Genomic DNA, 26,190 nt, shown 5'->3' with positions numbered 1-26,190 from the left:
ACGCAGCGCCAGCTAAATTAGTAACTCATCCGACCACATAACAATAATTTTACATACTGGACACCTTTATGAGCTATCCGTCGCTGTTCGCCCCGCTCGATCTGGGATTCACCACGCTTAAAAACCGTGTGCTGATGGGTTCGATGCATACCGGGCTGGAAGAGTATCCCGATGGTGCAGAACGGCTGGCCGCGTTCTACGCCGAACGCGCCCGCCACGGTGTAGCCCTGATTGTGACCGGGGGTATTGCTCCTGCATTATCTGGCGTCGGTATGGAGGGTGGCGCGACGCTGAACGATACCAGCCAGTTGCCGCACCATCGCATCATTACTGATGCCGTTCACGACGAAGGTGGCAAAATTGCGCTACAAATCCTGCATACCGGGCGCTACAGCTATCAGCCACATCTGGTCGCGCCTTCAGCCATTCAGGCCCCGATCAACCGCTTTACACCGCATGAACTGACCCATGATGAAGTTCTACAACTGATTGAGGATTTTGCTCACTGCGCGCAACTGGCGCGGGAAGCAGGTTATGACGGCGTAGAAGTGATGGGTTCGGAAGGGTATCTAATCAACGAATTCCTGACATTGCGCACCAACCAGCGTAATGACGAATGGGGAGGCGATTATACCAATCGCATGCGTTTTGCTGTGGAGGTTGTTCGGGCGGTACGCCAACGTGCCGGTAATGACTTTATTATTATCTTTCGGCTGTCGATGCTCGACCTGGTGGAAAATGGTGGAACCTTTGACGAAACGGTCCAGCTGGCGCAGGCAATAGAAGAGGCAGGTGCCACCATAATTAATACTGGTATTGGCTGGCATGAAGCACGTATACCTACCATCGCCACGCCGGTTCCACGCGGTGCTTTTAGCTGGGTGACACGTAAGCTGAAAGGCCATGTGACGATCCCATTGGTCACCACGAACCGTATCAACGATCCAACCGTGGCCGACGACATTCTGGCTCGCGGCGATGCCGATATGGTGTCGATGGCGCGTCCGTTCCTTGCCGATGCCGAACTTCTTTCAAAAGCACAAACCGGACGAGCGGATGAGATCAATACCTGTATCGGCTGCAACCAGGCCTGCCTGGATCAGATCTTCGTTGGCAAAGTCACTTCCTGCCTGGTGAACCCACGCGCTTGCCATGAAACCAAAATGCCGATCCTTCCGGCCACTCAACTGAAAAACCTGGCGGTTGTCGGTGCTGGCCCTGCGGGGCTCGCCTTTGCCATTAACGCTGCTGCACGTGGGCATCACGTGACGCTGTTCGATGCGCATGGTGAGATCGGCGGACAGTTTAATATCGCCAAACAGATCCCCGGTAAAGAAGAGTTTTATGAAACGCTGCGCTACTACCGCCGAATGATCGACGTGACCGGCGTGACGCTGAAACTGAATCATTTTGTCACCGCACACGATCTGCACGCATTTGATGAAGTGATCCTCGCCAGTGGGATCGAGCCACGCATGCCGCCGATCGACGGTATTGATCACCCAAAAGTGTTGACCTATCTTGACGTCCTGCGCGATAAAGCGCCGGTGGGCAAACGCGTCGCGATTATTGGCTGCGGTGGGATCGGTTTTGATACCGCCATGTATCTGAGCCAACCGGGCTCCCCTACCAGTCAAAATATTGCTGAATTCTGTGTGGAATGGGGGATCGACACCAGTCTGCAACAGGCAGGCGGTTTACGCCTGGAAGGGCCGCATTTATCCCGCAGCCCACGTCAGATAGTCATGTTGCAACGCAAGGCCAGTAAACCAGGACAAGGCTTAGGTAAAACAACGGGCTGGATCCATCGCGCCACCCTGCTTTCACGCGGCGTAAAAATGATCCCATCAGTGAGCTATCAAAAGATCGACGATGACGGACTGCACGTACTGATCAACGGTGAACCGCTGATCTTCGACGTGGATCATGTGGTGATCTGCGCCGGTCAGGAACCCAAACGAGAACTGGTCGATCCGCTGAATGCGGCAGGTAAAACGGTGCATCTGATTGGCGGGTGCGATGTGGCGATGGAACTGGATGCCCGACGCGCTATTGCGCAAGGCACCAGGTTAGCGCTGGAGATTTAAGCTTTTGTCGGCCGGATACGGCATTTACGCCGCCATCCGGCACTCGAATTTAGCGGCGGCGGCCCGTTTTAACCGCTTTCAACACCACAAATTTGTTGTTAGTGGCGATGGTGACGCAGTTGCCAAAAATCTTCTTCAGCTTGTGGAAGTAATCCAGGTGGCGGTTGGCCACGATATACAGCTCACCGTTGATCTTCAGGCAGCGGCGGGCATGGTGAAACATCTCCCAGGCGATGTTATCGGTCAGCGCATGTTTCTGGTGGAACGGCGGGTTACACAGTACGGCGTTAAAACGGAAAGGTTCCACGCCAGAGAGCGCGTTGTTGATCATAAACTCACAGCGATCCAGCGCTTCAGGCATGTTGGTTTCAACGTTCAAACGGCTTGATGCCACTGCCATTGGCGATTCATCAACAAACACTACGCTCGCTTGCGGGTTTTTCTCCAGCAATGTCAGGCCAATCACGCCGTTACCACAGCCGAGATCGACAATTTCGCCTTCCAGATTTTCCGGCAGATGCTCAATAAAGAAACGCGCGCCAATATCCAGTCCGGTGCGTGAAAACACGTTACCGTGGTTGTGGATAGTCCAGTCGGTGCCTTCCAGCTTCCAGCTTAACGTTTGTGAGGCTTCAGCCAGCTCAGGATTGCTAAAGGTACAGTTGATCAGACGGGCTTTTTTCCATGCCAGCGTCGTGGTGGTTGGGCCTAGCACCTTTTCAAACAGCTCCAGCGTCGAGGTGTGGATATCACGCGCTTTCGCACCAGCGATGATCCGCGTTTGCGGCGTAACAACCTCACGCAGTGCACGAAGTTGCTGTTCCAGCAGAGCCATGGTTTTTGGCAGCTTAATCAGCACCACACCCGGTGCTTGCGGGTATTCAGCGGTACTATCAAGAAACTTGACGCTGGATTCCGCGATATCGTTGTGACGCAGGTTTTCACGCGTCGCCAGCTCGCTTAAATAGGAGTCGCCAATGCTGTAAGGTGTATGTTCCGCCAGCGCACAGCCCAGCGCGCCGAAAGTATCATTCAGGATAATCACCGGGCCGCTAATCTCGGTATCATCCAGCTGTTGCAGCAGATATTCATCTGCAGCTTCCCACGCCAGCAGCGGGTTAACGTCATCCGTTTCCGGGAAACGTTTAAGTGACAGCGAACGGAAACCGTTGTCTATGTGGCTCATCGGCCCTCCTGAATGGTAAAATTTCGGCGTATCCCTGAAAAGGGTGCGTGAGTATACACTTTTATGATTTGCGTGGACATGAATGAACCAACTAACTTATCTCCAGGGCTACCCGGAACACCTGCTGGCCCAGGTTCGCACGTTAATTAGCGAGCAGCGGCTGGGCGCAGTGCTGGAAAAACGCTATCCGGGCACACATGATTTCGCGACCGACAAAGCGCTCTGGCAATATACTCAGGATCTGAAAAGTCAGTTTCTGCGTAATGCCCCACCGCTCAATAAAGTGATGTATGACAGTAAGATCCACGTGCTAAAGAATGCGCTTGGGTTGCATACTGCAGTGTCGCGCGTACAGGGCGGCAAGCTAAAAGCCAAAGCAGAGATCCGCGTCGCAACCGTGTTTCGCACCGCCCCGGAGCCATTTCTGCGCATGATCGTCGTCCATGAACTGGCACACCTGAAAGAAAAAGAGCACGACAAAGCGTTTTACCAACTGTGCTGCCATATGGAACCTCAGTATCATCAACTGGAGTTCGATACCCGTTTGTGGTTAACGCAACAATCACTCAAGCAAACTGCGTAGTAGCGCACTGGCATTGACCGCAAGGCATGCTAAATTGGCGAAAGGATCCCTTTTCTCAGCCTGAAGGCCTTTATGATACGTTTCGCAGTGATTGGCACAAACTGGATCACCCGCCAGTTTGTGGATGCCGCCCATGAAACCGGCAAATATAAGTTAACCGCTGTTTATTCCCGTAGCCTTGAACAGGCACAAACCTTCGCCAACGATTATCTCGTCGAGCATCTGTTTACCTCACTGGAAGCGATGGCGCAAAGCGACGCGATCGACGCTGTATATATTGCCAGCCCAAATTCTCTACACTTTCCGCAGACAGAGCTGTTTCTGACGCACAAAAAGCATGTGATTTGCGAAAAACCGCTGGCATCAAATCTGACTGAAGTCGATGCCGCAATCGCCTGCGCGCGCGAAAATCAGGTCGTGCTGTTTGAAGCGTTCAAGACCGCCAGCCTGCCCAATTTCCTGCAGTTGCAGCAATCCCTGCCAAAGGTGGGAAAAATCAGGAAGGCGTTTATCAATTACTGCCAGTACTCGTCGCGCTACCAGCGTTACCTGGACGGTGAAAATCCGAACACGTTTAATCCGGCGTTCTCTAATGGCTCGATTATGGATATCGGTTTTTACTGTCTGGCCTCAGCGATTGCGCTTTGGGGTGAGCCACAAAGTGTGCAGGCCAGCGCCAGTCTGCTGGATAGCGGCGTCGATGCCCACGGCGTTGTGGTACTGAACTACGGTGATTTTAGCGTCACCTTGCAGCATTCCAAAGTGAGCGACTCTGCGCTGGACAGTGAAATTCAGGGCGAATCGGGATCTCTGGTTATTGAGAAAATCTCTGAGTGCCAGAAGGTGTGCTTTGTTCCACGTGGCGGTAAAACGCAGGATCTTACTGTGCCTCAACACATCAATACTATGCTTTATGAGGCAGAGGTTTTTGCTCATCTGGTAGAAACTGGCGAAGTGGATCACCCGGCACTGGCCGTCAGCCGTATTACCGCTAAACTGCAAACGGAAATTCGTCGTCAGACTGGCGTCATCTTCCCTGCAGACCATGCGGATACATCGCTGACTGCGTAAAATTATGTAAAACAGATGTTACAGGCCATTGACTGAATACGTGGCCTGTAATACTTTGTTACCCGCAAAGGGGAGTAACTTCGTTGTCGGTTGATCGTCATTACGATGTGTGAAAAACCACATCCGGTCACCGGGCGATAACAAAGGAATACGCTACCGTATTCCTTTGTTGTTGTAAGTGAGACCTTGCCGAATGGCAAGGTCTATGCATAAAAAGCAGCGGCTAACGTCATTCGGCGTTGGCCGTTTTTTTATGCATGGGGAAATATAATGAATACTGTCGGCACACCGTTGTTATGGGGTGGCTTCGCTGTTGTGGTGGTGATTATGCTGGCCATCGACCTGCTGCTGCAGGGCCGTCGTGGCGCGCATACGATGTCAATGAAGCAGGCGGCGGTCTGGTCAATCGTCTGGGTAACACTGTCGTTACTGTTTAACGCCGCATTCTGGTGGTATCTGGCTGAAACCCAGGGCCGTGCCGTCGCCGATCCACAGGCTCTGGCGTTCCTTACCGGCTATTTGATCGAGAAATCGCTGGCGGTTGATAACGTCTTTGTCTGGCTGATGCTGTTCAGTTACTTCTCTGTACCGCCGGCGCTACAACGTCGGGTACTGGTCTATGGTGTACTGGGCGCGATTGTCCTGCGTACGATTATGATCTTCGCCGGCAGCTGGCTTATCGCCCAATTCGAATGGCTACTGTATGTGTTCGGTGCGTTCCTGCTGTTTACCGGTGTGAAAATGGCGCTGGCAAAAGAGGATGCTTCCGGCATTGGCGACAGACCGTTAGTTCGCTGGCTGCGCGGTCATTTACGCATGACCGATACCATCGAGAACGAGCATTTCTTCGTACGTAAAAACGGCCTGCTGTTCGTAACGCCGCTGATGCTGGTACTGATTCTGGTTGAGCTGAGCGATGTGATTTTTGCCGTCGACAGTATTCCAGCCATCTTTGCCGTCACCACGGACCCGTTCATCGTGCTGACCTCTAACCTGTTTGCGATCCTGGGTCTGCGCGCAATGTACTTCCTGCTGGCTGGCGTGGCGGAGCGTTTCTCCATGCTGAAATACGGTCTGTCTGTCATTCTGGTATTTATCGGTATCAAGATGCTGATCGTTGATTTCTACCATATCCCTATCGCTATCTCGTTAGGCGTGGTGTTCGGTATTCTGTTTGTGACGCTGATTGTAAATGCGTGGGTCAACCACCAGCACGATAAAAAACAGCAAATGCAGTAACGTTCATCCAGCTTTCTGACAAGGCCCGACGCGCACTATACGCATCGGGCTTTTTGTTTAACATGTCATCAAAATGTTAATTCAAAGTTATAAAATATGATCTCGCCGCGAAATCAAGGATAATTCTCTTCCGCAACCTCTTTCTTTCCTTATACTCAGCTATGCAAACATTTGCCTCATTCTGAAAGATGCGTCGACTGAACGCACAAAGACCGGGCAACAACACAATGAAAGGATTATGAAATGACTACGCAACGTTCATCGGGGCTGATCTCGCGTTTGGCGCAAGGGAGCCTGGTTAAACAAATTTTGGTGGGTTTAATACTGGGGATTTTGCTGGCGCTGATCTCAAAACCATCGGCAGAAGCCGCTGGCTTATTAGGAACTCTGTTCGTCGGCGCATTAAAAGCCGTCGCCCCAATCCTGGTTCTGATGCTGGTAATGGCCTCTATCGCTAACCACCAGCATGGACAAAAAACCAATATCCGTCCCATTCTGTTTCTCTACCTGCTCGGTACATTTTCTGCGGCATTAGCCGCCGTCGTGTTCAGCTTCGCTTTCCCGTCCACACTGCATCTTTCCAGTAGTGCGAACGATATTGTGCCGCCATCAGGTATTGTCGAAGTCATGCGTGGTCTGTTGATGAGCATGGTTTCTAACCCGATTGATGCTCTGCTCAACGCGAACTATATCGGTATTCTGGTATGGGCTGTCGGGCTGGGTTTTGCACTGCGCCACGGTAATGACACGACCAAAAATCTCGTCAACGATATGTCCAATGCCGTTACTTTTATGGTGAAACTGGTGATTCGTTTCGCGCCGATCGGTATTTTTGGTCTGGTTTCTTCCACTCTGGCAACCACCGGTTTTGCAACGCTTTGGGGCTACGCACAACTGCTGGCCGTGCTGGTCGGGTGTATGTTGTTGGTGGCGCTGGTAATTAACCCGCTGCTGGTGTTCTGGAAAATTCGCCGTAACCCATACCCGCTGGTACTGGCTTGTCTGCGTGAAAGCGGTGTTTATGCATTCTTCACCCGCAGTTCAGCCGCCAATATTCCGGTGAATATGGCGCTGTGCGAGAAGCTGAATCTGGACCGGGATACCTACTCTGTTTCTATCCCACTCGGGGCAACCATCAATATGGCGGGGGCAGCAATTACCATCACCGTCCTGACGCTGGCGGCGGTCAATACGCTGGGGATCCCTGTTGATTTACCGACAGCATTGTTACTTAGCGTGGTGGCTTCACTCTGTGCCTGTGGCGCATCAGGCGTGGCGGGTGGTTCTCTGCTGCTGATCCCACTGGCGTGCAATATGTTTGGTATCCCAAATGATATCGCCATGCAGGTGGTTGCCGTCGGCTTTATCATCGGTGTATTGCAGGACTCCTGTGAAACCGCACTGAACTCATCAACAGATGTATTGTTTACCGCCGCAGCTTGCCAGGCTGAAGACGAGCGTCTGGCAAACAACGCCCTGCGTGGCTAACCTCTCCTCCCCTCCGTCATCGTGCGGAGGGGTTTTCTTGCTGTACGCTTTTTTCAATTTTGAAGGGATCGATTCCGCGTTTTTGCATGCGTCTGAAACGAATAATGTTCAGGCCGTTCATCACCAGAAAACTTCCTTCAATCATCGTGCCGCCAATTGATCCCAGCCAGAAATTGTGAATAACCCAGCAGGCTGTTGCGCACCACATGACACAGCGGACGGTTAAACCTTTACAGCGAAACAGCGCCCAGGTGCTGGCCAGCGTGCCGACAATAGGGAGAAGCTCCATTGCGTGCTGTAATTTCGCCAGCCCCAGAACCAGCGTAAGGATAATGAAAAGGGTCATCACCCACAGTTTACGGGTGCGCATCGAGACAAGCGTTCGAATGGTGTTAAGCTCTGCGCTCATCCCCGCCGGATACGCTCCCATCAGGAAGAAATGCACGCCGATAGTGGCACTATAGACAGCAAGCTGCAGCCTGAATCGGCGCTCATCGCGGTTGAAGAAAGTGGTAATGCCGATCAGAAAGGCGATGACACCTACGCCCTGGGCCAGCCAATACGCGGTCATGGAAGATCCTTGTCAGGAAACACAAAAACAAACGGCGCTCCATATTATGAAACGCCGTTTTTTTAATCCAGTCGAGATTAATTACCCAAAAGATTTCGTACTACCTCAAGGTGGCAAGTTCAGGTATCCCCCGGAGCTTACTGAAGTAAGTGACCGGGGTGAGTGAACACAGCCAACACCATCGTGGTGCGAAAGATGAAGGATAATTACAGCGTTACGCCACTCTTAAAGATAGCCAGCTCACGGAAGTCATTACGCTCGTTACAGGTCTGTTTGCCGTTAGCAAACTCAACGATCGTGTCGACAAACTCGTTCAGCAACTGAGGCATGGCCTTACCGTGGATAAGTTGTCCGGCGTCAAAATCAATCCAGTGCTTTTTCTTCGCAGCCAGCTCACTGTTAGTGGCGATTTTTACCGTTGGCACAAAACCACCGTAAGGCGTACCGCGACCAGTGCTGAACAACACCATATGACAGCCTGCGCCCGCCAGTGCGCTGGTCGCAACGGCATCATTGCCCGGAGCACTTAACAGATTCAGGCCGTGTGTTTTAAGACGTTCGCCGTAACGCAGTACATCCACGACTTTACTGGAACCCGCTTTCTGGGTGCAGCCCAGCGATTTATCTTCCAGCGTGGTAATCCCACCCGCCTTGTTACCCGGCGATGGGTTCTCATAGATCGGCTGGTTGTGGGCAATGAAGTACTGTTTGAAGTCATTGACCATCATCACCAGCTTCTCGAAGGTCGCCTCGTCGCGGCAATGATCCATCAGCAGTTGCTCAGCACCGAACATTTCCGGCACTTCGGTCAGTACAGTCGTACCGCCGTTAGCAATGACGTAGTCGGAAAAACGCCCCAGCATCGGGTTAGCGGTAATGCCAGACAAGCCGTCCGACCCGCCGCACTCCAGACCAAACTTCAGCTCTCCCAGTTTACCCGGCTCGCGCTTATCATTACGCATCACGTTGTACAACTGATGAAGATGTTCGATCCCGGCTTCCACTTCATCTTCCTGATGTTGGCAGACCATGAAATGGACACGCTCTGGATCGAACTCGCCCAGCGTTTCACGGAAGGCATCAACCTGGTTGTTTTCACAACCAAGGCCAACCACCAGCACCGCGCCCGCGTTCGGATGACGCACCATATTTTGCAGCATAGTACGGGTGTTAATATGATCATCGCCCAGTTGCGAACAGCCGTAGGTATGACTAAAGAGATGAACCCCGTCAATGCCTTCAGCATCGTTAGTCTCTTTCAGGAAACGAGTTTGCATCTGACGCGCCATGGCGTTGACACAGCCAACAGTCGGCAGGATCCACAGTTCGTTACGCACCCCGACATCGCCATTGGCCCGGCGGTAGATCTGCACATCGCGATCCGCCGGTTGTGCTTCTGGCTCCTGAAAGTCGGGTTGATAGCTGTATTCATCCAGATCGCTCAGATTGGTGCGCGTATTGTGAGCATGAATATGCTCACCCGCTGCGATATCCGCCAGAGCATGGCCGATCGGCAAGCCGTATTTAATGACGTTCTCACCCTGCGCAATATCGCTCAGTGCAAATTTATGTCCACGTACAACATCCTGTCGTAGCGTTACGGTATGGTTATCGACACTTACCTGCGTACCTTGCGCCAGGTCTGCCAGCGCGACCGCAACGTTATCCAACGTATGGATCTTGATGTATTGCATATCAACCCCGGACCTTAGTTCAGTTCAATGGCGAAGTAGTCGCGCGCATTGTTGAAGCAGATATTTCTGACCATTTCACCCAGCAACTGGATATCTGCCGGAGCTTCACCAGCGGCAACCCAACGACCAATCATCTGGCACAGGATGCGGCGGAAATACTCATGGCGTGTGTATGACAGGAAGCTACGGCTGTCAGTCAGCATGCCGACAAAGCGGCTCAGCAGGCCGAGCTGGGCCAGTTGCGTCATCTGACGCTCCATCCCGTCTTTCTGATCGTTAAACCACCATCCGGAACCGAACTGCATTTTGCCCGGCATACCTTCACCCTGGAAGTTACCAATCATAGTGCCGAGCACTTCGTTATCGCGCGGGTTCAGGCAGTACAAGATCGTTTTGGGCAGCAGGTTTTCTTCGTTCTGCTTGCTCAGCAGTTTGGAGAGTTCTTCTGCAACAGGACGATCATTGATGGAGTCAAAGCCTACATCCGGCCCCAGCAGTTTGAACTGACGCAAGTTGTTATTACGCAGCGCGCCAATGTGGTACTGCTGTACCCAACCGCGGCGTGCATACTCAGCGCCAAGGAACACCAGTACAGCCGTTTTAAACTGAGCTACTTCATGCTCGCTCAGGGTTTCACCCGCCAGGCGACGGGCCAGAATGCTATCCAGTTCGGATTCGTTAGATTCCGCAAACAGCACCACGTCGAGGGCGTGGTCGGACACTTTACAGCCGTGAGCAGCAAAGTGATCCAGACGTTTAGTCAACGCGGTCTGCAGATCGGTAAAGCGGCGAATGTCAGTGTCAGACACTTCACCCAGCTTCGCCATATAGTCGTTAAAGGTCGCCTGTTCAATATTGAAGGCTTTATCTGGACGCCAGCTCGGCAGCACTTTGATAGCAAAGGTGCTGTCTTTTGCGACTGAGGCGTGATGCTCCAGTGAGTCAATCGGATCGTCGGTGGTACCCACCATTTTCACGTTCATCTGCTGCATGATACCGCGCGCGGAAAATTTATCCTGCGCCAGCAATTCATTGCATTGATTCCAGATTTCATCCGCCGTAGCAGGTGAGAGCAGCTTACCTGTAATACCAAATGGACGACGCAGTTCAAGATGCGTCCAGTGGTAGAGCGGGTTACCAATAGTGTGCGGCACCGTTGCGGCCCAGGCATCAAACTTTTCACGATCGGACGCATCGCCGGTACACAGGCGTTCAGCGACGCCGTTGGTACGCATAGCACGCCATTTATAGTGGTCGCCCTTCAGCCAGATGTCATACAGGTTGTTGAAACGGTAGTTTTCCGCGATTTGTTGCGGCGGCAAATGGCAGTGGTAATCGAAGATTGGCTGGTCTTTAGCGTAATCATGATAGAGACGGCGGGCAAATTCGGTATCCAGCAGAAAATCTTCAGTCATAAACGGGGTCATTATCGTCTTCCTCTCAGCGAGTGCGTCAGATTGCTTATGTTTTGATGTTGTCAAAGTTATCACACCAATTTCCATATACTGAAGATATTTTCGTGAGTTAGATCAACTAATGATGACAAAAAAATTACTCTCAAAGAGGTAAATCGTGCGCCAGACCGCTCCAGCACTGGCTTTGCTGAATCGAAATAATGACCACACGAAGATTCACACTTTTGTGATGGCACTCACCTTTTAAAGCTGTATGACAAGTTATCTTTTTGCCGTCGCAATACATAAGCCGACGGAATGCAAATTACCGATGGTCCACCATCGGATTGACCGGTACGGAAACCGAATTAGCAAGATTATTTACATGGCAAAGTTCGGGGAGTACCGGTTTTTATCGGTTACGCCCTTCGTAAAAGAACATCCTCCGCCCTACACAGGAAGATGACCGCGCTTCTTGCGGAAATAACAAAACGATGAGGTTTTACATGCGTAAAATTAAAGGGTTACGTTGGTACATGATAGCACTGGTGACGCTTGGCACCGTGCTGGGTTATCTGACGCGTAACACTGTGGCGGCAGCTGCGCCAACTCTGATGGAAGAGTTACACATCTCCACTCAACAGTACTCCTATATCATCGCAGCGTATTCTGCTGCTTACACCGTTATGCAACCCGTCGCTGGCTATGTTCTGGATGTACTCGGGACAAAAGTGGGCTACGCGATGTTCGCCGTTCTGTGGGCCGTCTTCTGTGGTGCAACTGCACTGGCCGGAAGCTGGGGTGGTCTGGCACTCGCGCGAGGCGCTGTCGGCGCCGCTGAAGCCGCGATGATCCCTGCGGGTCTGAAAGCCAGCTCTGAATGGTTCCCTGCTAAAGAGCGTTCTATTGCAGTTGGTTACTTTAACGTCGGATCTTCTATTGGTGCGATGATCGCTCCGCCGCTGGTAGTCTGGGCGATTGTCATGCACAGCTGGCAGATGGCGTTCATTATCTCTGGTGTTCTGAGCTTCATCTGGGCCATGTCCTGGCTTGTCTTCTATAAACATCCTCGCGATCAGAAAAAACTGTCTGATGAAGAGCGCGATTACATCCTCAACGGTCAGGAATCACAGCATAAAAACAGCACCGCGAAGAAAATGTCGCTCGGCCAGATCCTACGTAACCGTCAGTTCTGGGGTATTGCGCTGCCGCGTTTTCTGGCAGAACCAGCCTGGGGTACCTTTAACGCCTGGATCCCACTGTTCATGTTTAAAGTCTACGGCTTTAACCTGAAAGAGATTGCGATGTTCGCCTGGATGCCAATGCTGTTTGCCGATCTGGGTTGTATCGTCGGGGGATATTTGCCGCCGCTGTTCCAGCGCTGGTTCGGTGTGAACCTGATCGTTTCACGTAAAATGGTCGTCACCATGGGGGCATTCCTCATGATTGGCCCAGGGATGATTGGTCTGTTCACCAGCCCGTACGTTGCTATCGCCCTGCTGTGCGTCGGCGGTTTTGCTCACCAGGCACTGTCCGGTGCGCTGATTACCCTCTCTTCTGACGTGTTTGGCCGTAATGAAGTGGCAACCGCAAATGGTCTGACCGGTATGTCTGCCTGGCTTGCGAGTACCCTGTTTGCGCTGGTCGTTGGCGCCCTGGCTGACACCATTGGCTTTAGCCCACTGTTTGCCGTGCTGGCAGTATTTGACCTGCTCGGTGCGCTGGTTATCTGGACGGTGTTGCAAAACAAACCGGCCAGCGAGATAGACTCGGGGCCACAAACTAACAACCCCGCGACGCAAAGTTAACCTGACGCTTTTTAGCAAGGTTATAAATTGCAAAGCCGCCAGCTAACTGGCGGCTTTTTTATCGTCGCGAGTAGAGCCATAGTCGCAAAAGTGGTATAACAAATATAGTCTGCCGTATCATGCCTGGAGCGCATATGGAAATCACCGAACCACGACGTTTGTATCAACAACTTGCTGCTGATCTTAAAGAACGCATTGAGCAGGGCGTCTATCTGGTGGGCGATAAACTTCCCGCCGAACGCTTTATCGCCGATGAAAAAAATGTCAGCCGCACCGTGGTCCGTGAAGCCATCATCATGCTCGAGGTTGAAGGCTACGTTGAAGTGCGTAAAGGGTCGGGGATCCACGTCATCTCTAACCAGCCAAAACACTATGTCGCGCCGGATGAAAGCCTGGAGTTTGCCAGCTATGGTCCCTTTGAGCTTCTCCAGGCTCGCCAGCTCATTGAGAGCAACATTGCTGAGTTTGCCGCGACCCAGGTGACCAAGCAGGACATCATGAAACTGGTGGAAATCCAGGAGAAGTCGCGTAACGAAAAAAGCTTCCGTGACTCTGAGTGGGATCTCCAGTTCCATGTGCAGGTCGCGCTGGCAACGCAGAACACCGCTCTGGCCGCCATTGTTGAAAAGATGTGGACTCAGCGCGTACACAACCCCTACTGGAAGAAATTGCACGATCACATCGATCTCCGCACGGTAGATAACTGGTGTGATGACCATGACCAGATCCTGCGGGCATTAATCCGTAAAGATCCTCATGCGGCCAAACTGGCGATGTGGCAACACCTTGAGAACACGAAGCAGATGCTGTTCAACGAAACCAGCGATGATTTTGAATTCAACGCTGACCGTTATCTTTTCACGGAAAATCCGGTCGTTCATCTGGATACCGCCGCGAACGCAGCAAAATAAACGCTCTTATATTCACAGGCGCATCAGGGCGGTGCCTGTGAATAACGCTCGGTAAGCATTAGGTATAAAGTGTCAGCCTGTGTAAATCCTCTCGCCACCCTCCTTTGCGATAAGCAAAATCAGAGTTCAACGACCGTAATTTCTATAACGGACTACGTTGACCTTTGTTACAATTAAAAGCGTTTTGAATTTTTGTGTGTTAGTGCTTGCTTACTTCACAACTTAACAGGGAACAGTTCAGGCCGTGAATTTGTGTCAGACCGCGCCCCATGTAAAAACATTAATAAAATTGCGGCATTACAAACTCCAGACAACCGGCGTGACGACAACCGATTCTCCAGGAATACTGAATGGAACTACTGACTCAATTACTGAATGCCTTGTGGGCTCAGGATTTTGAAACTCTGGCCAATCCCTCTATGATTGGTATGCTGTATTTTGTCCTGTTTACAATTTTGTTTCTGGAAAACGGGCTGCTTCCTGCGGCCTTTTTACCTGGTGACAGTTTACTGGTACTGGTCGGCGTGCTTATTGCCAAAGGTGCAATGGGCTTTCCGCAAACTGTACTGCTACTTACTACCGCGGCCAGCCTCGGCTGTTGGGTTAGCTATATACAGGGACGGTGGTTGGGTAACACCCGTATCGTACAGAACTGGCTTTCTCATCTTCCCGCCCATTACCATCAACGTGCGCATCACCTTTTCCACAAACATGGCCTGTCTGCGCTGTTGGTGGGCCGTTTTATTGCCTTTGTCAGAACGTTACTGCCTACCATTGCAGGATTGTCAGGCCTGAATAATGCACGTTTTCAGTTCTTCAACTGGATGAGCGGGCTGTTGTGGGTGCTCATCCTGACATCGTTGGGTTATCTGCTGGGCAAAACACCGGTTTTCCTCAAGTACGAAGATCAGCTCATGTCATGCCTGATGCTGCTTCCGGTTGTTTTACTGGTGTTTGGTCTGGCAGGTTCACTGGTTGTGCTATGGAAGAAGAAATACGGGAACCGAGGGTAAATTATGCTGAAACCACGCATAACGCTTCGACGGCTGGCCTGGACAACCACCTTTATCTTGTTTGTAGGCGGGCTGATCCTGACCTGGTCAGCCATTCGTCATCAGGAATCGACACTCGCCATTCGCGCCGTTAACCAGGGCGCCAGCATCCCTGACGGTTTCTCCATCTGGCATCATCTTGATGCTAACGGAATTCGTTTTAAAAGTATCACTCCACAGAAAGACGCGCTGCTGATCACCTTTGATTCCAGCGCGCAAAGTGCAGCAGCTAAGGTTGTGCTGGACAGAACATTACCGCATGGCTTCGTCATCGCTCAGCAGGATGATGGCAATCAGGCAGTGCAGTGGTTGTCGCGCTTACGTGATAATCCGCATCGTTTTGGTTAACTTCCAGGAATCTGAATTATATCACTCACTTTGGTGATTTCGCCGTTTAGTGCCTATGATTAATAAACTGGGTTTATGGCCCATGCTTTATTACCTGGAGCAACGACCCCCAAGTAACAGGGTCGAATCACAATGGAAGGTTCAAGAATGAAATACCGCATCGCTTTGGCTATTACCCTTTTCACACTCAGTGCCGGCAGCTACGCCAACACCCTTTGTCAGGAAAAAGAGCAAGATATTCAGCGGGAGATTAGCTATGCCGAAAAGCACAATAATCAGAACCGCATCAATGGCCTGAACAAGGCACTTAGCGAAGTCCGGGCAAACTGTACTGACAGTAAACTGCGCGCCGACCATCAGAAAAAAATCTCAGAACAGAAAGATGAGATAGCTGAGCGTCAGCGTGATTTAGCCGAGGCGAAGCAAAAAGGCGATGCGGATAAAATCGCAAAGCGCGAACATAAGCTCGCGGAAGCTCAGAAAGAGCTGAAAGAACTTGAATCTCGCGATTACTAAGTACGGTAACTACCCACTCACCTGGAGAGAACTATGTCAAAAGATAATGCTACGGAACACCTGCGCGCTGAGCTGAAATCCCTTGCGGATACGCTTGAAGAGGTACTGAGCTCCTCTGGCGATAAGTCGAAAGAAGAGTTGAGTAAAATTCGCAGCAAGGCTGAACGAGCACTGAAAGAGAGCCGTAATCGTCTGGGAGAAACCAGCGACGTGATTGCCAAGCAAACCCGTGAAGCCGCTGCCCGTGCCGATAACTATGTGCGCGAAAACCCATGGACAGGCGTCGGCATCGGCGCTGCGGTCGGTGTGGTACTTGGCGTACTGCTGTCGCGCCGTTAACAATGGCGGATTCTCATCACGCACAAGGTCCAGGCAAGAGCGTACTGGGTATCGGACAACGGATCATCACGATCCTCGTTGAAATAGTCGAAACCCGCCTGCGGCTGGCCGTCGTTGAACTGGAAGAGGAAAAAGCCAACCTCTTTCAGCTTCTGCTGATGCTGGGGCTGACCATGCTGTTCGCTGCTTTTGGTCTGATGAGCCTGATGGTACTTATCATCTGGGCCATTGACCCTCAGTACCGCCTCAACGCGATGATTGCCACCACCGTGGTGCTGTTGCTTTTGGCCCTCATTGGCGGCTTATGGACATTACGTAAGGCCCGCAAGTCAACACTGTTACGCCATACCCGCAATGAACTCGCTAACGACAGGCGGGCCCTGGAGGATGATGCATAATGAGCAGTAAAGTCGAGCGTCAAAAACGTAAGGCACTGCTGCTTAGTCAGATCCAGCAGCAACGGCTGGATCTGACAGCCACCCGACGCGACTGGCTCGAGGCAACTGGTGCGTACGATCGCGGCTGGAATACACTACTGAACCTGCGCTCCTGGGTGTTGGTCGGCAGCAGCATCATGGCGATTCGCACGATCCGTAATCCTAACCTGCTCGTACGCTGGGCCAAACGTGGTTTTAGCGTCTGGAGCGCATGGCGGCTGGTGAAGGCAACAATCAGACAGCAGCAGCTGCGCGGTTAATCTCCTCACTCCCATGCCTGATGGCGCATCGCTTTCAGGCTGCACATTTCTCGCCTCTCATCACTCAAATTTTTTGAAAATTACTGACAGTTTTCCTTGCTAACAATTGTCATTATCCACGTTTATTATTCTCTCCATCGACAGCAATGACGCGCTATACAGCGTTGATGCACAAAAAACAAAATATACCGCCTGAGTGGTTTCCTGGAGAGTACGATGAAAAAATTAGAAGATGTTGGTGTACTGGTAGCGCGCATTCTGATGCCAATCCTGTTTATTTCTGCAGGCTGGGGAAAAATCACCGGATATGCGGGTACCCAACAGTACATGGAAGCCATGGGCGTCCCTGGTTTTATGTTGCCACTGGTAATCCTGCTTGAGTTCGGCGGCGGTCTGGCCATTCTGTTTGGCTTCCTGACTCGTACTACCGCGCTGTTCACTGCAGGCTTCACATTGCTGACCGCGTTCATCTTCCATAGCAACTTTGCGGAAGGCATGAACTCGCTGATGTTCATGAAAAACCTGACCATTGCAGGCGGTTTCCTGCTGCTGGCTATCACCGGTCCGGGCGCATTCAGCATCGACCGCGTACTGAATAAAAAGTGGTAAGCAAGCTATAAATTGCCGGTGTGTTGGCTACACTCAGAAACCCCAGTCACATAGTTATTAATGTTCCTGGGGATTTCTTCCCTTGCCGCCTTCCTGCAACTCGAATTATTTAGGGTATATACTCAAAGAAAAAAGACGAGGGGATTAGCTCCTCGTTTTGCTATCCGGGAGAGAGATAATGGGACAACTGATTGATGGCGTCTGGCATGACACCTGGTATGACACCAAATCTACCGGAGGAAAATTTCAACGTTCTGCATCGGCTTTCCGTAACTGGCTCACCGCTGATGGCTCGCCGGGTCCAACTGGCGAAGGTGGGTTTGCCGCCGAAAAAGACAGATATCACCTGTACGTTTCTCTTGCCTGCCCGTGGGCGCACCGCACGCTAATTCTGCGCAAGCTCAAAGGGCTGGAGCCGTTTATTTCCGTTTCTGTTGTAAATCCGCTGATGCTGGAAAACGGCTGGACGTTTGATGACGATTTCCCGGCAGCGACAGGCGATACGCTTTACCAGCACGAGTTTCTCTATCAGTTGTATTTACACGCCGATCCGCATTACAGCGGCAGGGTTACCGTTCCGGTACTGTGGGATAAAAAAAATCACACCATTGTCAGTAATGAATCGGCAGAAATTATCCGTATGTTTAACACCGCCTTTGATGCGCTGGGCGCAAAAGCCGGTGATTACTACCCACCAGCCCTGCAAAGTAAAATTGACGAGCTGAATAGCTGGATCTATGACAACGTTAATAACGGTGTCTATAAAGCCGGTTTTGCCACCAGCCAGCAGGCGTATGACGACGCAGTGGAAAAAGTGTTTGAATCCCTGGCACGGCTGGAGCAAATTCTCGGTCAGCATCGCTACCTGATCGGTGACCAGTTAACAGAAGCTGATATTCGCCTGTGGACCACGCTGGTGCGCTTTGATCCGGTCTATGTCACCCACTTTAAGTGCGACAAACACCGTATTAGTGACTATCTGAATCTTTACGGTTTCCTGCGCGATATCTACCAGGTGCCGGGCATTGCGGACACCGTTAACTTTGACCATATCCGTAATCACTATTTCCGTAGCCACAAAACCATCAACCCGACCGGTATTATTTCCATTGGGCCATGGCAGGACCTCAACGAGCCGCACGGACGTGATAGCCGTTTCGCATAATTTACACAGGCACCCTTCAGGGTGCCTTATTAATTAACATCGTAAATATTTACCCACGAACCAATCACAGCTATTCTTATTTTGATTGCTTTAAAAACAAGTAATTGAATGCAGAACGAGGCAAAAATGGATTGGTATTTAAACGTATTAAAGAACTACTTTGGCTTTAGCGGCCGTGCACGCCGCAAAGAGTACTGGATGTTTGTTCTGGTCAACATCATCTTTACGTTCGTACTGGGCATTCTGGACAGAATGTTTGGTTGGCAACGCGCCGGGGGAGAAGGCATATTAACGACAATTTATGGGGTTCTGGTATTTATACCGTGGTGGGCTGTGCAGTTCCGCCGTCTGCATGATACCGATCGCTCAGCATGGTGGCTGTTAGTGCTGCTGATCCCTATCATTGGCTGGTTGATAATCGTCATTTTCAACTGTCAAAACGGTACGCCGGGTAGTAACCGCTTCGGGTCGGACCCAAAAAACCAGTCCTGACGCGGTATATGTGGATGCCTGATAGCGTAACGCTTATCAGGCCTACAAATGGCTATATTTGCAGGCCTGTAACGGTGCTTGCGCTACTTTCCGGCAAACAGCTTCGGAATTTCCCGTAAACACCAGGATTTCGCCTCACCCATACTGTCCCGTCGCCACGCCATGATGATATCAATTTCATTCGTGGATTCCGGGCTAACAACCCGCAGTCTGCCTGCCGCGATATCCTCTTCCACCAGCGGATACGGCATGGTCGCCACCCCCAGCCCGGCCAACAACGCCTGGCGCTTATCTTCTATCGAACTCACCGTCAGGCGGGGTTGTTTATCCAGAAGCTGAACGGTTAACACCGGGCGCTCTCGGGCGGTATCTGCGACCGCAATACCACGGTATTTCACACGAGTGACCTCTGACAACGGCTCTGGCTCCTGATGGATAGGATGATCCGGTGCAGCTACATAGACGTTCATCAGCGAGTACAGTTTGCGGGAATTAATTTCTGACGATGAGCGAAAATGCATATCCGGGGCAATCACAATATCTGCTCGCCCTTGTTCCAGACGCTCCCATGCCCCTGCCAATACTTCGGTAATAACGGAAAGCTGAGTATTCGCCTTCACAGCGAGCCGGTCGATGAGTGGGAAAAATGCGGCCGTTGGCACCAGCGCTTCGGTGACAATCGTCAGATGCGTTTCCCAGCCGCGAGCCAGCGCTTCAGCATCGGTGGTGAGCTTATCTGCCGCTTCCAGCAGCACGCGCCCACGCTCAAGCAACATCCGCCCCACATTGGTGAATTTTGTACGATGACCTGAACGGTCAAACAATACGACGTCCAGCTCTTCTTCCAGTTTTTGCATCGTGTAGCTGAGTGCGGAAGGTACACGCCCCAGTTCGTCTGCCGCAGCGGCAAAGCTGCCACGTCTGTCAATTGCATCCATAACGCGTAGCGCTTCAAGCGTTAAAGCCCTTTCTTTGGCCATTTCGTTCTCATTCAGGAAATTTGAACATACCGGGCAGAATATCTGGCTAACAATGCAGCGTCTAGCCATTTAACATAAAAGGAAGTAAAGAGAGGTCAAGAACTATGATTACTACCCGAACAGCCAAACAGTGCGGACAAGCAGACTACGGCTGGCTGCAGGCCCGTTATACCTTCTCCTTTGGACACTATTTTGATCCTAAACTGCTGGGTTATGCCTCACTGCGTGTTCTGAACCAGGAAGTTCTGGCACCGGGAGCCTCTTTCCAGCCACGTACCTATCCGAAGGTTGATATCGTAAACCTGATCCTCGAAGGGGAAGCTGAATATCGCGACAGCGAAGGCAACCATATTCAGGCTAAAGCCGGTGAAGTCTTACTACTCGCCACGCAGCCAGGAATAAGCTACAGCGAGCACAATCTCAGCAAAGATAAGCCATTAACCAGAATGCAGCTGTGGCTGGATGCCTGCCCACAGCGGGAAAATGCTTGTGTACAGAAAACTACGCTGAGCGCAGGTAAACATCAGTTAATTGCATCCCCGGACGGTGAGCAAGGCAGCCTGCATCTTCGCCAGCAGGTATGGGTACACCATGTTGAACTGCAAAAAGGTGAATCGCTAAGTTTTCAGTTACATGGACCACGGGCCTATTTGCAGTCAATCCACGGTACTTTCCATGCGTTAACGTCTGGAGCGGAGAAAGAAGCACTGACCTGTGGCGATGGCGCATTTATTCGTGACGAAGCTAACATAACGTTGGTTGCCGATACGCCATTACGCGCTTTGCTGATAGATTTGCCCGTATAGTCAGGGAAAACAAGGGAGTGCGGCTATGAGCAAAAAATCGTCAAAAAAACGGCAAACGAAAGTAGAGCCCAAACCACAGGAAACGGTCACTTTCGGCTACGAAGAAATGCTGACTGAACTGGAAGCGATTGTTGCCGATGCCGAGATCCGGCTGGAAGAGGAAGATGCCGCCTGATAAGGCGGCATCTGATACAGGATCACCTTGCCGGATACCGACGCTAACGCACCTTATCCGGCCGGGTAGTTAATGCGCTTTACTGGCCATAATCTCTATGATCTGCTTGTCGGTTTCCTGCATCGAACGACATGCCAGCGCACACAGATTCGAAATAGATTGCTCCACGTTATGCGCCACAATCCCTTCGTTACCGGTCACGGCTGTATCATCCAGGGCCATGAGTACCGCCTTCCACGCCGCAGACGCACTGGTAGAGACCTTCATCGCACAGCTGTTTGAAGCGCCATCGCAAATCATCCCGCTTACATCGCCAATCATGCTACTGATAGCCATCGCGATAGTGTTGTAACGACCGTCTACCAGCCATGCCATACCTGCCGCCGCGCCCATCGCCGCAGTGGTCGCCGCGCACAAAGCCGACAAGCGTGGAAGCTGATGATGAATGTAAATCGCGCTCAGGTGTGACAGCATCAACGCCCGCGCCAGTTTTTCATCATCGGCACCAAAGTGTTCAGCAACCACCATTACCGGTACCGTGGCGGTAATGCCCTGATTACCGGATCCTGAATTGCTCATCGCAGGCAGTGTCGCCCCCCCCATACGCGCATCCGATGCCGCACTGGTACGGATCAGAATGGCGGTTGAAAGGTCGTTTGCCAGCAAACCACGAGCACACTGCTTCTCAAGTGTGGCACCGATATGCAATCCCCAGGTTCCGCGTAATCCTTCCTGGGACAGTGCACCGTTCAATTTTGCCGCATCCAGAATAAAGCGAATCGACTCAAACGGTACCGCATTCACAAACGCTAAAATCTCTTCCAGCGAAGTATGGGATAACACTGCCAGCGGTGATATCTGCTCGTCGTCCTGCGCCAACTCTTCTTTGGTAAACACCACGCCGTTGTTAGTCTCAATGTGCACAATGTTAGTGTGACCGCCTACAATGGTGACGCACGCCCACCCTTCACTGCTATAAACCTTAGCGCGCGAAAAGAGAATATCCTCGCAAGGTTGCTGCAGCATCACCGCAACCTTCCCGGCCTCCAGCATGGCTTTTGCATCCGTAATGGCTTCAGCGGATGCATCTTTCAGCACTTCTAAACCTGCGCGAGCATTTCCCCCCAGCGCACCCAGTGCAGCCGCGACGGGCAGACCTACCATTCCGGTACCCGGCACGGTGACGCCCATACCGTTTTTCATCAGGTTCGGTGATACCCAGGCATCAATGCGTTCAACCGCGCCGCTCAGTTCAGAGGATGCCACCGCTGCGGCCAGAGCCAGAGAGATAGGTTCGGTGCAACCCAGTGCAGGTTTAACCTCTTCCTGCACCGCGCGGATAAAACTATCCCATATTGGATTCAATGTAGTCTCAAACATAACAACGACCTTTGCTCAGATAACTCAAGAAAATGCCAGGAACGGAGAAACGCACAACAGCAGACCTGTGATAATAATCAGATACAGAGATGCGCCTTTATATTTGTGTAGTGCAGGAACCTTGTAGACCAGCCAGGCCGGAATCAAACAACCCACCATGCCGAAGATTGGGCTACAAATAGAAGTGAAGCTCAGTACCGGCGCATTGAGCACAATCGCACTCCAGGCCAGTAAGATGGCGAATACCATGATGCCGCGCTGAACGAGTGTTTCATTGATCTTTTCGGCCGGCATTTTGCGGCGCAGTACGTTCATCACGATACCCTGGGTCGCTTCACGGAAGCCTAAGTAAACGCCAAAGAAAGCGGTCATAACGGCGAAGATATTCAGAATTACGCTGACGATTTTCACCCAACCAGCGCCATCCCCGCTGATAAACTGCGCGGCAATCGCCAGAGCGGAAATATTCTGCTCATACGCTTTAACTGCTTCGTCGTGACCCATTGCTAAAGTGAAAGAAACTGCGTAGAAAAAGACGGTGACAAACAAAATACCGAACGCGATATTCATAGCGCGAAGGGCTTTATGACGTGCGACCTCAATGGATTTTTCACGAGAACGGTACGAAATAACCATCGGGCTTAAGGTTTGAATAAACAGAATTGAGGTCAAGGTGAATGGCAGTGTGATAATCGCGTTTTTAATCAACAGCGCCATCGGCGGCAGCGCGCCAATGTTGTGAAGATGCCACATCCCGACCATCGAAACGCCCAACGCCGCCACCACCAGCAGTTTGGTTAACACCATACCGGTGGAGATTTTAAACAACATTTTTTCGCCGCGTGACGAGATGGCAACAAGAATGCAAATCAGCACCAGACCATAGAACGGGCTGTCAGACAGTAGACCTTCTGTAACGCCAAACGTGTGCAGATATGAGGCGCTATCGTTAGTAATGGCGGTGGAATAAACGAACATCCAGATAACCAGCATCACAAAATACAGTGCACCTAACAGGATGCCCCAGTTTTTGCCTAAATAGCCGCTAATGACGCTCGGGTAATCTTTACACTCAGGAGACTCAGCCAGCGTATTGATAAACAAACGCTGGAACAAATACATGGCGGGGTAGCCGATAACAGAGGATAACAGGAAAACCCATAACCCCATCAGGCCCACCTGAACGGGAAGAAAAACAATCCCCGCACCAATCGCCATTCCAATACTCATAATGACCCAGCCAGTATCCGTACTGTCGAACTTAATGGCTTCCCGCCATTCGCTTTCGGTCATGCCAGCCCGACGCGCCGGAGCGGATGCATCGAGTATTACGCTATTATTCGTTGCCGTTTCCATAATTCCTCGCTCAATGTGTAGGTAGAGGTTTTTTTATTTTTGTCGTACTGCCTCAAGGCGATACGCAGTACATGAGATGCAGGCGAGTTGTTTGAATGAAGAAATCATACGCGCAGGGTCAGAGAAAAACTTCACAAACAAGCCCCTGTAATTTCTAAAAGTTAAGAAATATTTTCTCTTTTATAGGAAAATTAAGAATTTAGTTTCTATTTTTGAAGCAGATCACAACAAAAAAGGTGCACCTAAGTGCACCTTTTTTATCATGCCATTTTGATTAATTCACCGTCGGATGGCGGCGCTTGCGCCTTATCTGATCGACAAAAGTCACAAGCGCGCGTAAACCGCAGGCCTGATGAGCGTAGCATCAGGCACAGCTATCACCTCAGGTACAAACCACTTTGATCGCCAGACCGCCACGAGAAGTTTCACGGTATTTATCGTTCATGTCTTTACCGGTTTCGTACATCGTCTCGATAACTTTATCGAGTGATACACGTGGCTCAGACGTGCGACGCAGCGCCATACGCGCGGCGTTTACGGCTTTTACAGCGTTGATCGCGTTACGTTCAATACATGGAATTTGTACCTGCCCCGCCACCGGATCACAGGTGAGCCCGAGGTTATGTTCCATCGCGATTTCAGCGGCAATACAGACCTGTGATGGGCTGCCGCCAAGCAATTCAGTCAGCCCGGCTGCTGCCATTGAACACGCCACACCAATCTCTCCCTGGCAGCCCACTTCAGCACCAGAAATAGACGCATTCATCTTATAAAGCGCACCTATCGCCCCTGCGGCCAGTAAATAACGAGCAATTGAATTCGCATTCACCGGGCGACGGAACTTGTCGTAATAGGCCAGCACCGCGGGGATAATCCCACATGCGCCGTTTGTCGGCGCGGTAACGACCCGACACCCGGCCGCGTTTTCTTCGCTCACCGCCAGAGCGAACATGTTGATCCAGTCGATGACGTTCATCGGATCGCTGGACAGGTTATCGCTGGAAACCAGCAAACGGCGTAACGCCACAGCGCGACGTGGAACGTTAAGAGGACCAGGCAGGACGCCTTCAGTGTTCATGCCACGCTCTATACCGGCATGCATGACGTCCCAGATTTGAGCGAAGCCCGCATCAATCTCTTCTTTACTGCGCATCGCCAGTTCGTTTTGCATCATCAGGCCGGAAACAGAAAGCCCGTTTCTCTCGCACAGCTTCAGCAATTCGCTGGCGGAATGGAAGTTGTACGGCACATGCGCCTCGGTATCGTGCGCCAGGCCAAAATGTTCCTCTTCAACAATAAAACCACCGCCAACGGAGTAATAGGTTTTACTTAACAACTTCTCTTCGCCATTCCATGCAGTGATCCGCATTCCATTTTCATGACGTGGTAGCGTTTCTGTATGGAAAAGAATGTTGCTCTCTGGAGGGAAATCGACCACATGTGTCCCCCCGGCAACCGGCAAACGTCCGGAGCGGGTCACTTCCTGAATAAAACCAGCAATTGCGTCAATATTCACGCTCTGCGGGCTGTTACCTGCCAGTCCCATCATGATGGCGACATCGGTCGCATGGCCTTTTCCGGTCAGGGAAAGCGAACCATAAAGATCGACGACAATGCGCGTGGTCTGAGGTAATTCTCCGGTACTGACCAGTTGGTCGATAAAACGTTTACCTGCATTCATTGGTCCCACGGTATGGGAGCTGGAAGGTCCAATGCCAATCTTAAAAATATCGAATGCGCTAATCATATCCACACCCTCGGATTGCCGTTCAGTGAAGACCAGGTTTCACACTCATTACAGGATTGGGGCGATCCTGACGATCGCCCCGCGGGGGGGATTACAACGTGTCGCCACGTACGGCGATGGCTTCAATCTCCAGCTTCACATCCTTCGGCAAGCGAGCAACCTGCACGCAACTGCGCGTTGGGTAGATTGCTTTATGCTCATCAAAGAACTGCTGATACACCTGGTTAATCGTGGCGAAGTCATTCAGATCAGCAACAAATACGGTGGTCTTCACGATATCGCCCACTTTCAAACCCGCAGACTCCACGATCGCTTTAACGTTTTCCAGGCTCTGACGCGCCTGATCGGCCACGTTTTCTGCCACTTCACCCGTTTGTGGACACACCGGGATCTGACCTGAGGTCAGCACCATGCTGCCCAGATCCACACCCTGCACGTAAGGCCCAATGGCCCCTGGCGCACATTCAGTTGCAATAATTTTTCTCATAGCCCCTCC

Annotated in this window: 27 protein-coding genes; 18 read left to right on the top strand and 9 right to left on the bottom strand. The window is 51.5% G+C overall.

Translation table 11 applies throughout. The annotated features are described in order from the left end of the window. The first annotated feature begins 68 nt into the window (after window positions 1-68). Complete coding sequence (locus OGY01_RS14645; RefSeq protein ID WP_048220515.1) at window positions 69-2,087, top strand: oxidoreductase; 2,019 nt, start codon at window positions 69-71, stop codon at window positions 2,085-2,087. Between the two features lie 49 nt (window positions 2,088-2,136). Here OGY01_RS14645 and rlmG read toward each other — a convergent pair whose 3' ends face one another. Further along, the gene (gene rlmG / locus OGY01_RS14640) at window positions 2,137-3,273 is read right to left on the bottom strand and encodes a 23S rRNA (guanine(1835)-N(2))-methyltransferase RlmG (protein WP_286493273.1); all 1,137 of its coding nucleotides are present in this window, start codon (window positions 3,271-3,273) and stop codon (window positions 2,137-2,139) included. 82 nt (window positions 3,274-3,355) lie between these two features. On the opposite strand from rlmG, the gene OGY01_RS14635 reads away from it, so the two are divergent. The 4 genes from OGY01_RS14635 (at window position 3,356) to sstT (ending at window position 7,654) form a co-directional block, all read left to right on the top strand. Then, on the top strand, window positions 3,356-3,856 hold the full coding sequence (locus OGY01_RS14635) for a M48 metallopeptidase family protein (RefSeq protein WP_045447843.1): 501 nt from the start codon (window positions 3,356-3,358) through the stop codon (window positions 3,854-3,856). A 72-nt stretch (window positions 3,857-3,928) separates the two neighbouring features. Next, window positions 3,929-4,927, top strand: coding sequence for a Gfo/Idh/MocA family protein (locus tag OGY01_RS14630; RefSeq protein ID WP_286493272.1), 999 nt, complete (start codon window positions 3,929-3,931; stop codon window positions 4,925-4,927). A gap of 270 nt (window positions 4,928-5,197) precedes the next feature. Then, window positions 5,198-6,166 (top strand): TerC family protein, encoded by a 969-nt coding sequence (locus OGY01_RS14625; protein ID WP_045447852.1) that lies wholly within the window; start codon window positions 5,198-5,200, stop codon window positions 6,164-6,166. 243 nt (window positions 6,167-6,409) lie between these two features. Beyond that, window positions 6,410-7,654 (top strand): serine/threonine transporter SstT, encoded by a 1,245-nt coding sequence (gene sstT / locus OGY01_RS14620; RefSeq protein WP_200010041.1) that lies wholly within the window; start codon window positions 6,410-6,412, stop codon window positions 7,652-7,654. Between the two features lie 16 nt (window positions 7,655-7,670). On the opposite strand, the gene OGY01_RS14615 is transcribed toward sstT, so the two are convergent. The 3 genes from OGY01_RS14615 to uxaC all read right to left on the bottom strand — a co-directional run bounded on the left by OGY01_RS14615 (window position 7,671) and on the right by uxaC (window position 11,346). After that, complete coding sequence (locus OGY01_RS14615) at window positions 7,671-8,225, bottom strand: YgjV family protein (RefSeq protein WP_048220511.1); 555 nt, start codon at window positions 8,223-8,225, stop codon at window positions 7,671-7,673. A 206-nt stretch (window positions 8,226-8,431) separates the two neighbouring features. Then, window positions 8,432-9,919, bottom strand: coding sequence for a UxaA family hydrolase (locus tag OGY01_RS14610; RefSeq protein WP_286493271.1), 1,488 nt, complete (start codon window positions 9,917-9,919; stop codon window positions 8,432-8,434). A gap of 14 nt (window positions 9,920-9,933) precedes the next feature. Further along, window positions 9,934-11,346: a glucuronate isomerase gene (gene uxaC / locus OGY01_RS14605; RefSeq protein WP_048220509.1), complete on the bottom strand. Its 1,413-nt coding sequence runs from the start codon at window positions 11,344-11,346 to the stop codon at window positions 9,934-9,936. 473 nt (window positions 11,347-11,819) lie between these two features. Between uxaC and OGY01_RS14600 the strand changes: the two genes are divergently transcribed. From OGY01_RS14600 to OGY01_RS14550, 11 genes are all read left to right on the top strand, one after another. Beyond that, window positions 11,820-13,121: an MFS transporter gene (locus tag OGY01_RS14600; protein ID WP_045449797.1), complete on the top strand. Its 1,302-nt coding sequence runs from the start codon at window positions 11,820-11,822 to the stop codon at window positions 13,119-13,121. Between the two features lie 134 nt (window positions 13,122-13,255). After that, on the top strand, window positions 13,256-14,032 hold the full coding sequence (exuR, locus tag OGY01_RS14595; protein ID WP_045447868.1) for a transcriptional regulator ExuR: 777 nt from the start codon (window positions 13,256-13,258) through the stop codon (window positions 14,030-14,032). A gap of 350 nt (window positions 14,033-14,382) precedes the next feature. Next, window positions 14,383-15,045 carry a DedA family general envelope maintenance protein YqjA gene (yqjA, locus tag OGY01_RS14590; protein WP_045447871.1) on the top strand — a complete coding sequence of 221 codons (663 nt, stop codon included), beginning with the start codon at window positions 14,383-14,385 and terminating at the stop codon, window positions 15,043-15,045. 3 nt (window positions 15,046-15,048) lie between these two features. After that, on the top strand, window positions 15,049-15,432 hold the full coding sequence (gene mzrA / locus OGY01_RS14585; protein WP_045447874.1) for an EnvZ/OmpR regulon moderator MzrA: 384 nt from the start codon (window positions 15,049-15,051) through the stop codon (window positions 15,430-15,432). Window positions 15,433-15,579: 147 nt separating this feature from the next. Further along, on the top strand, window positions 15,580-15,948 hold the full coding sequence (locus OGY01_RS14580; RefSeq protein WP_045447878.1) for a DUF1090 domain-containing protein: 369 nt from the start codon (window positions 15,580-15,582) through the stop codon (window positions 15,946-15,948). 33 nt (window positions 15,949-15,981) lie between these two features. After that, a complete protein-coding gene (locus tag OGY01_RS14575; protein ID WP_045447881.1) occupies window positions 15,982-16,287 on the top strand; it encodes an ElaB/YgaM/YqjD family protein in 306 nt (101 codons plus the stop codon). A 2-nt stretch (window positions 16,288-16,289) separates the two neighbouring features. Next, window positions 16,290-16,685: a phage holin family protein gene (locus OGY01_RS14570; RefSeq protein WP_045447884.1), complete on the top strand. Its 396-nt coding sequence runs from the start codon at window positions 16,290-16,292 to the stop codon at window positions 16,683-16,685. Continuing rightward, window positions 16,685-16,984, top strand: coding sequence for a YqjK-like family protein (locus OGY01_RS14565; protein WP_045447887.1), 300 nt, complete (start codon window positions 16,685-16,687; stop codon window positions 16,982-16,984). Before OGY01_RS14570 ends, OGY01_RS14565 begins: the two co-directional genes overlap by 1 nt. Before the next feature lie 216 nt (window positions 16,985-17,200). After that, a complete protein-coding gene (locus OGY01_RS14560) occupies window positions 17,201-17,593 on the top strand; it encodes a DoxX family protein (RefSeq protein ID WP_048220506.1) in 393 nt (130 codons plus the stop codon). A gap of 178 nt (window positions 17,594-17,771) precedes the next feature. After that, window positions 17,772-18,758, top strand: coding sequence for a glutathionyl-hydroquinone reductase YqjG (yqjG, locus tag OGY01_RS14555; RefSeq protein ID WP_284097010.1), 987 nt, complete (start codon window positions 17,772-17,774; stop codon window positions 18,756-18,758). 126 nt (window positions 18,759-18,884) lie between these two features. Beyond that, entirely contained in the window at window positions 18,885-19,250 is a 366-nt protein-coding gene (locus tag OGY01_RS14550) for a DUF805 domain-containing protein (protein ID WP_045449799.1), read from the top strand. Between the two features lie 83 nt (window positions 19,251-19,333). On the opposite strand, the gene yhaJ is transcribed toward OGY01_RS14550, so the two are convergent. Continuing rightward, window positions 19,334-20,230: a DNA-binding transcriptional regulator YhaJ gene (yhaJ, locus tag OGY01_RS14545; RefSeq protein WP_045447896.1), complete on the bottom strand. Its 897-nt coding sequence runs from the start codon at window positions 20,228-20,230 to the stop codon at window positions 19,334-19,336. A 104-nt stretch (window positions 20,231-20,334) separates the two neighbouring features. Between yhaJ and OGY01_RS14540 the strand changes: the two genes are divergently transcribed. Next, entirely contained in the window at window positions 20,335-21,036 is a 702-nt protein-coding gene (locus OGY01_RS14540; RefSeq protein ID WP_045447899.1) for a pirin family protein, read from the top strand. 25 nt (window positions 21,037-21,061) lie between these two features. Continuing rightward, window positions 21,062-21,211 carry a protein YhaL gene (locus OGY01_RS14535; RefSeq protein ID WP_136345234.1) on the top strand — a complete coding sequence of 50 codons (150 nt, stop codon included), beginning with the start codon at window positions 21,062-21,064 and terminating at the stop codon, window positions 21,209-21,211. Window positions 21,212-21,280: 69 nt separating this feature from the next. Here the strand turns inward: OGY01_RS14535 and OGY01_RS14530 are convergent, their stop codons facing one another. The 4 genes from OGY01_RS14530 to OGY01_RS14515 form a co-directional block, all read right to left on the bottom strand. Then, window positions 21,281-22,591 carry an L-cysteine desulfidase family protein gene (locus OGY01_RS14530; protein WP_045447902.1) on the bottom strand — a complete coding sequence of 437 codons (1,311 nt, stop codon included), beginning with the start codon at window positions 22,589-22,591 and terminating at the stop codon, window positions 21,281-21,283. Window positions 22,592-22,615: 24 nt separating this feature from the next. After that, complete coding sequence (locus OGY01_RS14525) at window positions 22,616-23,947, bottom strand: SLC5/6 family protein (RefSeq protein ID WP_048220504.1); 1,332 nt, start codon at window positions 23,945-23,947, stop codon at window positions 22,616-22,618. Window positions 23,948-24,329: 382 nt separating this feature from the next. Then, window positions 24,330-25,694 carry an L-serine ammonia-lyase gene (gene tdcG, locus OGY01_RS14520; RefSeq protein WP_048220503.1) on the bottom strand — a complete coding sequence of 455 codons (1,365 nt, stop codon included), beginning with the start codon at window positions 25,692-25,694 and terminating at the stop codon, window positions 24,330-24,332. A 91-nt stretch (window positions 25,695-25,785) separates the two neighbouring features. Continuing rightward, the gene (locus OGY01_RS14515) at window positions 25,786-26,181 is read right to left on the bottom strand and encodes an enamine/imine deaminase (protein ID WP_045447911.1); all 396 of its coding nucleotides are present in this window, start codon (window positions 26,179-26,181) and stop codon (window positions 25,786-25,788) included. Between the last annotated feature and the right edge of the window lie 9 nt (window positions 26,182-26,190).

It is taken from the genome of Citrobacter sp. Cm038 (genome assembly GCF_030333105.1).
GTDB classification, from domain to species: domain Bacteria; phylum Pseudomonadota; class Gammaproteobacteria; order Enterobacterales; family Enterobacteriaceae; genus Citrobacter; species Citrobacter murliniae.
This window is presented reverse-complemented; position numbering and strand designations above follow the sequence as displayed.

Excerpts from the sequence above, each read along its gene's own strand:
- OGY01_RS14645 (WP_048220515.1), top strand. The coding sequence starts at position 69 with ATGAGCTATCCGTCGCTGTTCGCCCCGCTCGATCTGGGATTCACCACG.
- rlmG (WP_286493273.1), bottom strand. The coding sequence starts at position 3,273 with ATGAGCCACATAGACAACGGTTTCCGTTCGCTGTCACTTAAACGTTTC.
- OGY01_RS14635 (WP_045447843.1), top strand. The coding sequence starts at position 3,356 with ATGAACCAACTAACTTATCTCCAGGGCTACCCGGAACACCTGCTGGCC.
- OGY01_RS14630 (WP_286493272.1), top strand. The coding sequence starts at position 3,929 with ATGATACGTTTCGCAGTGATTGGCACAAACTGGATCACCCGCCAGTTT.
- OGY01_RS14625 (WP_045447852.1), top strand. The coding sequence starts at position 5,198 with ATGAATACTGTCGGCACACCGTTGTTATGGGGTGGCTTCGCTGTTGTG.
- sstT (WP_200010041.1), top strand. The coding sequence starts at position 6,410 with ATGACTACGCAACGTTCATCGGGGCTGATCTCGCGTTTGGCGCAAGGG.
- OGY01_RS14615 (WP_048220511.1), bottom strand. The coding sequence starts at position 8,225 with ATGACCGCGTATTGGCTGGCCCAGGGCGTAGGTGTCATCGCCTTTCTG.
- OGY01_RS14610 (WP_286493271.1), bottom strand. The coding sequence starts at position 9,919 with ATGCAATACATCAAGATCCATACGTTGGATAACGTTGCGGTCGCGCTG.
- uxaC (WP_048220509.1), bottom strand. The coding sequence starts at position 11,346 with ATGACCCCGTTTATGACTGAAGATTTTCTGCTGGATACCGAATTTGCC.
- OGY01_RS14600 (WP_045449797.1), top strand. The coding sequence starts at position 11,820 with ATGCGTAAAATTAAAGGGTTACGTTGGTACATGATAGCACTGGTGACG.
- exuR (WP_045447868.1), top strand. The coding sequence starts at position 13,256 with ATGGAAATCACCGAACCACGACGTTTGTATCAACAACTTGCTGCTGAT.
- yqjA (WP_045447871.1), top strand. The coding sequence starts at position 14,383 with ATGGAACTACTGACTCAATTACTGAATGCCTTGTGGGCTCAGGATTTT.
- mzrA (WP_045447874.1), top strand. The coding sequence starts at position 15,049 with ATGCTGAAACCACGCATAACGCTTCGACGGCTGGCCTGGACAACCACC.
- OGY01_RS14580 (WP_045447878.1), top strand. The coding sequence starts at position 15,580 with ATGAAATACCGCATCGCTTTGGCTATTACCCTTTTCACACTCAGTGCC.
- OGY01_RS14575 (WP_045447881.1), top strand. The coding sequence starts at position 15,982 with ATGTCAAAAGATAATGCTACGGAACACCTGCGCGCTGAGCTGAAATCC.
- OGY01_RS14570 (WP_045447884.1), top strand. The coding sequence starts at position 16,290 with ATGGCGGATTCTCATCACGCACAAGGTCCAGGCAAGAGCGTACTGGGT.
- OGY01_RS14565 (WP_045447887.1), top strand. The coding sequence starts at position 16,685 with ATGAGCAGTAAAGTCGAGCGTCAAAAACGTAAGGCACTGCTGCTTAGT.
- OGY01_RS14560 (WP_048220506.1), top strand. The coding sequence starts at position 17,201 with ATGAAAAAATTAGAAGATGTTGGTGTACTGGTAGCGCGCATTCTGATG.
- yqjG (WP_284097010.1), top strand. The coding sequence starts at position 17,772 with ATGGGACAACTGATTGATGGCGTCTGGCATGACACCTGGTATGACACC.
- OGY01_RS14550 (WP_045449799.1), top strand. The coding sequence starts at position 18,885 with ATGGATTGGTATTTAAACGTATTAAAGAACTACTTTGGCTTTAGCGGC.
- yhaJ (WP_045447896.1), bottom strand. The coding sequence starts at position 20,230 with ATGGCCAAAGAAAGGGCTTTAACGCTTGAAGCGCTACGCGTTATGGAT.
- OGY01_RS14540 (WP_045447899.1), top strand. The coding sequence starts at position 20,335 with ATGATTACTACCCGAACAGCCAAACAGTGCGGACAAGCAGACTACGGC.
- OGY01_RS14535 (WP_136345234.1), top strand. The coding sequence starts at position 21,062 with ATGAGCAAAAAATCGTCAAAAAAACGGCAAACGAAAGTAGAGCCCAAA.
- OGY01_RS14530 (WP_045447902.1), bottom strand. The coding sequence starts at position 22,591 with ATGTTTGAGACTACATTGAATCCAATATGGGATAGTTTTATCCGCGCG.
- OGY01_RS14525 (WP_048220504.1), bottom strand. The coding sequence starts at position 23,947 with ATGGAAACGGCAACGAATAATAGCGTAATACTCGATGCATCCGCTCCG.
- tdcG (WP_048220503.1), bottom strand. The coding sequence starts at position 25,694 with ATGATTAGCGCATTCGATATTTTTAAGATTGGCATTGGACCTTCCAGC.
- OGY01_RS14515 (WP_045447911.1), bottom strand. The coding sequence starts at position 26,181 with ATGAGAAAAATTATTGCAACTGAATGTGCGCCAGGGGCCATTGGGCCT.